Origin of the sequence: Streptomyces sp. NPDC020490 (assembly GCF_044335305.1) — a bacterium.
Taxonomy (GTDB): domain Bacteria; phylum Actinomycetota; class Actinomycetes; order Streptomycetales; family Streptomycetaceae; genus Streptomyces.
In genome coordinates this window covers 223,684-232,640 of record NZ_JBIRUY010000006.1, presented here as the reverse complement: position 1 = coordinate 232,640, position 8,957 = coordinate 223,684, and the positions used below count along the sequence as shown (strand labels likewise).

8 protein-coding genes and 2 pseudogenes are annotated in these 8,957 nt (G+C 72.5%); 3 read left to right on the top strand and 7 right to left on the bottom strand.

Features of this window, described 5'->3' with window-relative positions:
* A partial coding sequence (locus tag ACH4ZX_RS09785; RefSeq protein WP_398270174.1) for an ISAs1 family transposase occupies positions 1–474 on the bottom strand: 474 nt, incomplete at its 3' end.
* Positions 475–766: 292 nt separating this feature from the next.
* Positions 767–2,142: pseudogene (locus ACH4ZX_RS09780) on the bottom strand (IS1380 family transposase).
* Between the two features lie 197 nt (positions 2,143–2,339).
* Between ACH4ZX_RS09780 and ACH4ZX_RS09775 the strand changes: the two are divergent.
* Positions 2,340–2,702 (top strand): annotated as a pseudogene (locus ACH4ZX_RS09775) (ATP-binding protein); the annotation flags it as partial.
* Here the strand turns inward: ACH4ZX_RS09775 and ACH4ZX_RS09770 are convergent.
* The 5 genes from ACH4ZX_RS09770 to ACH4ZX_RS09750 form a co-directional block, all read right to left on the bottom strand.
* On the bottom strand, positions 2,656–3,579 hold the full coding sequence (locus ACH4ZX_RS09770) for an ISAs1 family transposase (RefSeq protein WP_398270171.1): 924 nt from the start codon (positions 3,577–3,579) through the stop codon (positions 2,656–2,658). The pseudogene ACH4ZX_RS09775 and the gene ACH4ZX_RS09770 sit on opposite strands and share 47 nt — an antisense overlap.
* Positions 3,580–4,083: 504 nt before the next feature.
* The gene (locus tag ACH4ZX_RS09765) at positions 4,084–4,767 is read right to left on the bottom strand and encodes a response regulator (RefSeq protein ID WP_398270168.1); all 684 of its coding nucleotides are present in this window, start codon (positions 4,765–4,767) and stop codon (positions 4,084–4,086) included.
* Positions 4,764–6,029: a sensor histidine kinase gene (locus tag ACH4ZX_RS09760; protein ID WP_398270165.1), complete on the bottom strand. Its 1,266-nt coding sequence runs from the start codon at positions 6,027–6,029 to the stop codon at positions 4,764–4,766. The genes ACH4ZX_RS09765 and ACH4ZX_RS09760 overlap by 4 nt, the downstream gene beginning before the upstream one ends.
* 109 nt (positions 6,030–6,138) lie before the next feature.
* Entirely contained in the window at positions 6,139–6,417 is a 279-nt protein-coding gene (locus ACH4ZX_RS09755; RefSeq protein WP_398270162.1) for a hypothetical protein, read from the bottom strand.
* Between the two features lie 23 nt (positions 6,418–6,440).
* Positions 6,441–7,223: a PspA/IM30 family protein gene (locus tag ACH4ZX_RS09750; protein WP_324783804.1), complete on the bottom strand. Its 783-nt coding sequence runs from the start codon at positions 7,221–7,223 to the stop codon at positions 6,441–6,443.
* 227 nt (positions 7,224–7,450) lie between these two features.
* On the opposite strand from ACH4ZX_RS09750, the gene ACH4ZX_RS09745 reads away from it, so the two are divergent.
* Positions 7,451–8,125, top strand: a complete 675-nt coding sequence (locus ACH4ZX_RS09745; RefSeq protein WP_398270159.1) for a DUF3043 domain-containing protein — start codon at positions 7,451–7,453, stop codon at positions 8,123–8,125.
* A 56-nt stretch (positions 8,126–8,181) separates the two neighbouring features.
* On the top strand, positions 8,182–8,949 hold the full coding sequence (locus ACH4ZX_RS09740) for a class I SAM-dependent methyltransferase (RefSeq protein ID WP_398270211.1): 768 nt from the start codon (positions 8,182–8,184) through the stop codon (positions 8,947–8,949).
* The last annotated feature ends 8 nt before the right edge of the window (positions 8,950–8,957 follow it).

Genomic DNA, 8,957 nt, shown 5'->3' with positions numbered 1-8,957 from the left:
CAGTGCGTCCATCGTGACGACGACGCCGTCCAGGCCGAGGAGTTGAAGCAGTTCCCGGGCGGCGGGGATCTCGTTGCTCTTCTCGCTCACCGCGACCTGGCCGAGTACCGCCCCGGACCCGTGCGCGAGGGCGGCGACCAAGTGCGGGGCCGTGGAGCCGCCGCCGCGTGCGCCCCGGACCGTCTTGCCGTCGATGGCGATCACCCTGCGGCCCGCGACACGTGCGGTCCTGGTCAGGGCCCAGACTCCCAGCACCGCATCGAGACGGTCCGCGTCGAGGCGGGCGAACAGGCGCCGCAGCGTTGATTCGTCCACCCCGCCCCGCTCCAGGCCCAGCCGTTCCAGCGCGACACGTCCCGCGTCCCGGGCCCACTCCCCGACCGCGGTGAACCCCCGGGCTCCGGCCACCACCGCGCACACCACCACCGCGCACACCACCACCGCGCACACCGCCACCGCGATCAGAGCACCCACCGGGTGCCGGACACCGCGCCGACGGCGCGGATCAGGTATCCCGGCAAGCAGTTGGACGAGGAGCTCATGATCCGGGGCAGGCGTGCGAACAGGCGCAGGGATGAGGGACGATGGCATGGCGCGGGCGTGATCCCCTGGTCGGACGGTAAGGCGTAGGAACCTCCATCCAACCGGACCGGACCACGCCCGCGCACCTCTTCCGCCCCGCAAAATCCCACGTCACAGGGCTACTGAACGACTTTGCCGGGACCCTGGTGTTGAGGTGCTGTCGAAGGGACGGGGAATCCGCTGGTCAGCCAGGGTCGGGCAGTTGGGTGAGCCGGTCGAGGGCTGCGGTGATGTGACCGGTCCAGGGCCAGTGCCGGGCCAGGCGGAGGATCCGTCGGCGGCCGGTGGTCACGAGTTGTCCGGCCGTGGTGAACAGGCGGAGCCGTAGTCGGCGGGGTTCCCAGAGGCGGGCGTGCCGGTCAGGGCGAGCATCGGCATTCAGGCCAGCAGGTCGAGAGCGATCTGCACGATCTCCAGCCAGATCTGGTTCTGGGTCGTGCGGTGCAGGGGCAGGTTGCGCAGGCCGGTGGCCCGGGCGGCGCGGATGCGGTCCTCGGCCCGGGCCCGCAGCCGGTGACGCAGCTCGAGCTCGGCGATCGGCCGGCCCAAGGTGTTGGTGGCAAAACAGGTCAGCCGCATGCCGTCCGCATCCGTGAGCCGCAACTGGGCCCCGGGGTGCGGCCGTTCCTTCCTGACGATCAGCCGCATGCCCTCGGGCCAGCCGTCCAGAACGTCGCCGGTGAGCTCGGCACCCCAGGCGACGTCACGGATCTCACCGTCCGCTTCGACAGCCGGCGTCCAGGCCGATGCCGGAACCTTCAGCACATGCTGGTGGACCTGCTCGGTGATCACCATGCCGACCGAGTAGGACAGCCACCGGCCCCGTCGGGCGAGCCATGCGACGAAGTCGTGGGTGCCGCCCGCGGAGTCGGTGCGGATCAGGGTCCGGCGCCCGCGCCGGTACTTCTTCGGCAGCTGGGCCAGCGCCAGGCTGGTGGCGGTGATGTGGTCGGCGGCCGTGTTCGATCCGGCGTTGCCTGCTCTGAGCAGGGCCGCGACCGGTTCACCCGTGCCGCCCGGCCCGTGGTCGACGCACCCCATCAGCGGGTGGTGGCCGTAGGTTCGCTTCCACGTGGGTGCGGCGTCCTCCTTGTCCGAGTGCGCGATCAACAGCACCCCGTCGAGGTCCACGGTCACCGTCCCGCCCGCATCAGGCGCTTTCCGGTCGGCCAACCGCCAGACATGCTGGCGGACTTCGGCCCGCGCGGCACGAATGGCCCGCAGGGCCTTCTTTCCGGAGGCTGCGAGGGTGTCGATGAGGCGGGAGACCGTCGGGTCGGAGGCCACCGGCCCGAACACGGCCGGCTCGGCCCGCAGCATGGCGACATCCGCGAGGCAGTCCCCGCCCAGCGCGACCGCCAGGGCCACGTCCAGCAGGACCTTGCCCGGATCGTGCACCGCCCGAGCCTTCCGCCACGGCGTCAGCGCCGCTGATATCGCGGTGTCCAAGCCGGCCTTGCGGACGGTCTCGACCAGCAGCACGCCCCCGGCCTGCGAGACCACCGTCCGGCCGCCGCCCTCGATGCGGACACGCGGGTACGACCCGATACGCTTCTTCACCTGGAGAGTGCTTCTTTCCGTGCAGCCAACAGGACCCTAGACAAGTCCCATCGTTGCAGGTCAGTCCCCCTGTTCCCTTCGGGTGCGCCTTGCGGGCGTGAAAACATGGCTGTGGCGCCTGCCCGCCGATGCCGGTAGCTCGTTGGGACGTTGAGCCCGTAGGTCAGTCTGGTGCCGGGGCCGCAGAGGGGCCACGCAGCCTCGACGACATGGTCCGCCACCTCAAGGCCGCCGAGGACCAGGGCCGCCTGATGAGCAAGCTCACCAGCTACCTTCGCCCCGCTGTTCTCGTGGTCGACGAGGTGGGCTGTCAGCCGCTGGAGCGGGCCGAGGCGAATCTGGTCTTCCAGGTCATCTCCAAGCGTTACGAGAAGGGCTCGATCACCCTGACCTCGAACAAGACCTTCGGTGAGTGGGGCCAGGTCTTCGGCGACGAGGTCCTGGCCACCGCGATCCTTGACCGCCTCCTGCACCACTGCGAGGTCGTCCCGATCAACGGCAACAGCTACCGGCTCAAGAACCGCCTCCAAGCCATCGAGCGGGACACCGACGTCGCTTGAGGGGTGGTGCACACAACTTCGTACTCGGTGGCGCACTCAGACGAGTACGCGGACAGCGGAAGGCGAGGCGGCTGTGGGGGAAGGCAATTCCGCCGAGTTCGTCGGCGATGCCGCAGGTCTTGATCGAGCGGGACTCCCGGCGGCCGTGTCCGGCAGAGGAAACGGTGTGCTGGACGGCGATGTCCGGCCAGGGCAGGGCGGCGAGCTGCCGGTAGGCGGTCGGCTGATTCCGCTTGATCACGGCGATGTAGTGGGCGTTCTTCGTCTCGACGAGCCAGGTGACGTTCGCCTGGACCGAGTGCAGGGCGTCGAATGTGACCAAGGATCCGTCCAGGTCCAGCGGCTCGAGCAGGGGCCGGAAGTGAGCGGTCTCGTTCGTCTTGGTTCCGACCTCGGCCTGGGCGAGGGTCATGGCCCGGTGGTGGGTGACGGCGGAGAGAAGGTGTCTGCGGCCGGCGGACAGGCGGGCCGATCCTCTCAGCGACTTGCCGTCGACGGCGATCACCTGCCGCTTCCCTGAGGCCGTTCCCGCGTTGTTCCGGGCGGTGAGGCAGGCGCCGACCGCCTGGTCCAGGGCGTCACCGTCGACGGCCGCGAGGACGCGGCCGATCGTGGTCCGCGAGGGGGCATGGCGCCACCGGAGCGGATGCCGGCGGACTCCGACGGCCGTCAACACGGTGTCCGAGGCCCGCGCCGCCCACTCGGCGATCTCATCCACGCTCCTCGCTCCGGACACGGCCGCGCAGGCGCAGACGAGGAGGATCGCGGTCAGCGAGTACCAGCGGCCCCGCCTTGCCCGCGGGTCGGGCACCAAGTCCAGGAAGGGCCGCAGGTCAGCGACTTGACCGGCATCCAGCGGCCCCAGCTTCATCAGCATCGGCGGGATGGGGGGAAGATACAGCGGCAGGCACGGGCCACCTCGTGATCGTTGAGCTTCGACACCCCAATGATCACGAAGCCCGTGCCTGCTCTGCTATGTACCCCAACCGGTCACGACCCGTCCCAGCCACACGACTCCGGAACTTGATCAAGCCCTGTCCCGGCGCACTCCGGGTTCACTCACGCCCGACGCGCTCCGGGGCGCGCGACGGCAGCACGGGGCGCGCCCCCGCGCACCTCCCCTGCGCGCCAGCCGGCACCGCCGGACGGCCGGCCACGCAGTGCGCGGTGGCGCGCGGCGGACGGCTGAGGACGGCGGACGGCTGGGAGGCGGCGGACCGCTCGGGAGCAGCAGACGGCTGGGAGGCGGCACGCGACCCGGGTGCGGCACGCGGTTGGAAGGCGGCGGACGACTCGGAAGCGGCGGACGACTCGGAAGCGGCGGTCGCCCGCGCACGCCGCTGGCGTCGGACGCTCCGGGGGCGGACGCCACGCGGGCGGCTCACTCGGCCCGTGGCCGGACCAGTCCGGACTCGTAGGCGATGACGACGAGTTGGGCCCGGTCACGGGCGCCGAGCTTGGCCATGGCGCGGTTGACGTGCGTCTTCACCGTCAGCGGGCTGACCTCCAGGCGTTCGGCGATCTCGTCGTTGGAGTGGCCGCCGGCGACCTGGACCAGCACCTCGCGCTCCCGCACGGTCAGCGCCCCCAGGCGTTCGGCGCGGGCCGGGTCGCGGTCGTCGTCCCCCGCGCCGCCCTGGGCGAGGAAGCGGGCGATCAGGCCCTTGGTGGCGGCCGGGGAGAGCAGGGCCTCGCCGCCCGCCGCGACCCGGATGGCGTTGAGCAGTTCCTCGGGCTCGGAGCCCTTGCCGAGGAAGCCGGAGGCGCCCGCGCGCAGCGACCGTACGACGTAGTCGTCGACCTCGAACGTCGTCAGGATGACCACGCGGACGTGGGAGAGGGACGGGTCGGCGCCGATCGTCCGGGTGGCCGCGAGGCCGTCCGTGCCGGGCATGCGGATGTCCATGAGGACGACGTCGGCGCGTTCCTCCTTGGCCAGCCGGACCGCCTCCGCGCCGTCGGACGCCTCGCCGACGACCTCCATGTCGGGCTCGGAGTCGACGAGGACGCGGAAGGCGCTGCGCAGCAGGGCCTGGTCGTCGGCGAGCAGGACGCGGATGGTCATGCGGGGTCCTCCGCGGTGCGGGGGCGGGGGGTCTTGACCGGCAGGATCGCATGGACGCGGAAGCCGCCGCCGTAGCGGGGACCGGTGGTGAGGGTGCCGCGCAGGGCGGTGACGCGCTCGCGCATGCCGAGCAGCCCGTGTCCGCCGTCGTCCGGTTCGCCGCCGTCGCCAGGGCCGCCGTCCTCGCCGTCGCCGTCCGGTCCGCCGTCCTCGCCGGCGCCGTCGTCGAGGACGGTGACCTCGATGTTCGGTCCCACGCGGACCACGCTCACCTCGGCCTTCGCCGTGCCGCCGGCGTGCTTGCGCACATTGGTCAGGGCCTCCTGGACGATCCGGTAGGCGGCCAGGTCGACGGCGGCGGGCAGGGTGGTGCCCTGGTCGGCGCGGGCGACCTCGACGGACAGGCCGGCGCTGCGGAAGGTGTCGACGAGTTCGTCGAGGTGGGCCAGGCCGGGGGCGGGTTCGGTGGGGGCCTCCGGGTCGCCGGACTGCCGCAGCAGGCCGACGGTGGCGCGCAGCTCGTTGAGCGCGGAGCGGCCGGCCTCCCGTACGTGGGCGAGGGCCTCCTTGGCCTGGTCGGGCCGCTTGTCCATGACGTGCGCGGCGACCCCGGCCTGGACGTTGACCAGCGCGATGTGGTGGGCCACCACGTCGTGCAGGTCGCGGGCGATGCGCAGGCGCTCCTCGGCGACGCGGCGGCGGGCCTCCTCCTCGCGGGTGCGCTCGGCCCGTTCGGCGCGCTCACGGATGGCCTGGACGACGGCCCGGCGGCTGCGGACGGCGTCGCCGGCGGTGGCGCCGATGCCGGTCCAGGCGAGGATGGCGACGTTCTCCTGGGCGTACCAGGGCAGGGGGCCGGCGAGCATCGCGGTGCCGGTGAGGACCGTCATGGTGAGCAGGCCCAGCCGCCAGGTGGTGGGGCGGTCGGTGGTGGAGGCGACGGTGTACAGGGCCACCACGGCGGACATGGCGACCGGGGCGCGGGGGTCGCCGGTGACGCACTCGACCACGGAGACGGTGACGGTGAGGGCGAGGACCGTTCTCGGGTCGCGGCGGCGGAAGACCAGGGCGAGCGCGCCGAGAACCATCAGCACGAGGCTGAGCGGGTCCGGGGTGCGCACGCCCCAGGTGACGCCGTCGCTGCCGCGGGGGTCGACGAACGAGCCGGCCACCATGCAGACCAGGACCCCGCCCGCCAGTGCCGCGTCCAGCGCCAGGGGGTGCGCGGTCAGCCGGCATCTGGCGCGTTCGAGGGTGCTCACGCCTGCACAGTACGGGTGCCGGGCCGGCGCCGGAGCGCCCGGTGGCCGTGGCCGCCCCGCCCGCCCCCGGGGTCCGCCGTCCCGGGGAGGCGCCGCCGGCCCGCCGGGGTCACCCGGGGATCAGCCCGTCGTCGCTCAGGAGCTCCCGTACGTCCTCCAGCGTGGCGTCCGGGGACGGCAGGATCAGCTCCGACGGCTCCAGGGAGTCGTCGGGGAGCGGGGCGCCCAGTTCGCGGACCTTGGACAGCAGGGCCTGGAGGGTGCGGCGGAAGCCGGGGCCGTCGCCGCTGTCCATCTCCCTCAGGAGCTCGTCGTCCAGGCGGTTCAGCTCGGCGAGGTGGCTGTCGGCCAGCCTCACCTGCCCCTCCCCCATGATCCGTACGATCACGTCGCCCTCCTCGGCGTGGGCCCCTACTGCTTGTCGAAGCGCGGGGTGTCCTGCGGCTGCTGCTGGGACCCGGCCTGACCGGTGCCGCCCTCGATGGCCTGGCGGTCGGCCGGGCCTCCGGCCAGCTCGGCCTTCATGCGCTGCAGCTCCAGCTCTACATCCGTACCACCGGAGAGCCGGTCCAGCTCGGCCTGGATGTCGTCCTTGCGCATGCCGGACTGGTCGTCCAGGGCGCCCGAGGCGAGGAGTTCGTCGATCGCGCCGGCCCGGGCCTGCAGCTGGGCCGTCTTGTCCTCGGCGCGCTGGATCGCCAGGCCGACGTCGCCCATCTCCTCGGAGATGCCGGAGAACGCCTCGCCGATGCGGGTCTGGGCCTGCGCGGCGGTGTAGGTCGCCTTGATGGTCTCCTTCTTGGTGCGGAAGGCGTCGACCTTGGCCTGCAGGCGCTGGGCCGCGAGGGTGAGCTTCTCCTCCTCGCCCTGCAACGTCGCGTGCTGCGTCTCCAGGTCCGTCACCTGCTGCTGGAGCGCGGCCTTGCGCGACAGCGCCTCGCGGGCCAGGTCCTCACGGCCCAGCGCGAGCGCCTTGCGGCCCTGGTCCTCCAGCTTGGACGACTGCTGCTGCAGCTGGTTGAGCTGGAGTTCCAGCCGCTTGCGCGAGGTGGCCACGTCGGCGACACCACGACGGACCTTCTGGAGCAGCTCCAGCTGCTTCTGGTAGGAGTAATCGAGGGTCTCGCGCGGGTCCTCGGCCCGGTCAAGGGCCTTGTTCGCCTTCGCGCGGAAGATCATCCCCATACGCTTCATGACACCGCTCATGGGCTTCGCGCGCCCCCTTCTGACGGACTTCCAGCTCCAGCTCTGCGACAGAACCCACAGTACGGGCCCTGCATCCATTGACGCACTGTTCGGGGACGGATGGGCTCATCCCCGAGGACGACTGCGCCCGCCGACGCTCCGGCGTGAGGAGTAGGTGTCCCCCCGGGATGCGGAAGCGCGCACAACGTCCTGTCTGTGTCCCCTCTGTCCTTTACATGACGACCGGCGTTGCCGGATCGTTCCCCGCCGGGCTGGGGAGCAACCCCGGGCACCCCGTACCCTTGGGTTTTGTGTTCCGTAGCCGTGCCAAGGAAGAGAAGGCCCCGGTCGCCGACAAGGCGCCGGTGACCGGCTCCAAGCAGCCCCGCGACCCGCAGGCCCCCAAGGGACGCCCCACGCCGAAACGCAGTGAGGCCCAGTCCCAGCGCCGCAGCGTCGCCAATACGTCGATGACGCGCAAGGACGCCGCCAGGCGCCAGCGCGAGGAGCGCCGCGCCGCGCTGGAACGGCAGCGCCAGGCGCTGGCCGGCGGCGACGAGCGGTACCTGCCGGCCCGTGACAAGGGCCCGGTCCGCAAGTTCGCGCGCGACTGGGTCGACTCCCGCTTCAACGTGGCGGAGTTCTTCCTGCCGATGGCCGTGGTCATCCTCGTGCTGAGCATGGTGCCGGTGGGCGCGCTGCAGAGCATCGCGCTGCTGCTGTGGCTGGTGGTGGTCGTGATGATCGTGCTGGACTCGATCCTCAGCGGCTTCCGGCTCAAGAAGCGGCTCGCCGAGCGCTTCCCCGACCAGGGCCGCCGTGGCGCGGTCGCCTACGCGCTCATGCGCTCCCTGCAGATGCGTCGGCTTCGGCTGCCGAAGCCGCAGGTCAAGCGCGGAGAGCGGCCCTGAGCACGACGTCTTTCCCCGGGGGCGCGACGGACGCCCCGCCGGGCGAGCCGGACGGTCTGCGCGACCTGGTACGGCAGGAACTCGTCGCCCGGCAGGTCGACGAGCAGATCATCGCCCGGTTCCCGGTCGGGCGGCGGCTGCGGGTACTCGACGTCGGCATGGGCCGGGGCGCGCAGGCGCTGCGCCTGGCCCGGGCCGGACACCAGGTGACCGGGGTCGAACGGGACCCCGGGATGATCTCCGCGGCCCGGCAGGCCCTCGCCGCCGAGCCGGAGGGCATCCGGGAGCGGGTGCGGCTCCTCCAGGGCGACGGGCGGGACACCGGCGTGCACTTCCTGCCGGGCAGCTTCGACGTGGTGCTGTGCCACGGGGTGCTCATGTACGTCGAGGAGCCCGACCCGCTGCTGGCCGGGCTGGCGCGGATGCTCGCGCACGGCGGGCTGCTGTCGCTGGTGGTGTGCAACGGGGACGCGCCCGCGATGCTGCCGGGGCTGTCCGGGGACTGGGCGGGCGCGCTGGCCGCGTTCGACACCGCGCCGCGCTCCGCCGCCCTCGACTCCGACCGAGCGGGGGAACCCACATCCCGCCCTGGGCCCGACCTGCGGGCCGACCGGCTCCAGGACCTGACGGCGACCCTCGCGGGGATCGGGGCGCCGCTGCACGCCTGGTACGGGGTGCGCGTGTTCACGGACACGGCGGCGGACCGGGCCGGGGCGGCGCCGGCCGACATGGAGACACTGCTGGCGGTGGAGGAGCGGGCCGGGCGGACGGATCCCTACCGCTCGGTCGCGGCGCTGCTGCACCTGTGCGGCGTGCGGGACTGAGGCCGGGC

Coding starts and splice junctions, on each gene's coding strand:
- ACH4ZX_RS09770 (WP_398270171.1), bottom strand. CDS start 3,579: ATGCTGATGAAGCTGGGGCCGCTGGATGCCGGTCAAGTCGCTGACCTG.
- ACH4ZX_RS09765 (WP_398270168.1), bottom strand. CDS start 4,767: ATGACCATCCGCGTCCTGCTCGCCGACGACCAGGCCCTGCTGCGCAGC.
- ACH4ZX_RS09750 (WP_324783804.1), bottom strand. CDS start 7,223: ATGAAGCGTATGGGGATGATCTTCCGCGCGAAGGCGAACAAGGCCCTT.
- ACH4ZX_RS09745 (WP_398270159.1), top strand. CDS start 7,451: ATGACGACCGGCGTTGCCGGATCGTTCCCCGCCGGGCTGGGGAGCAAC.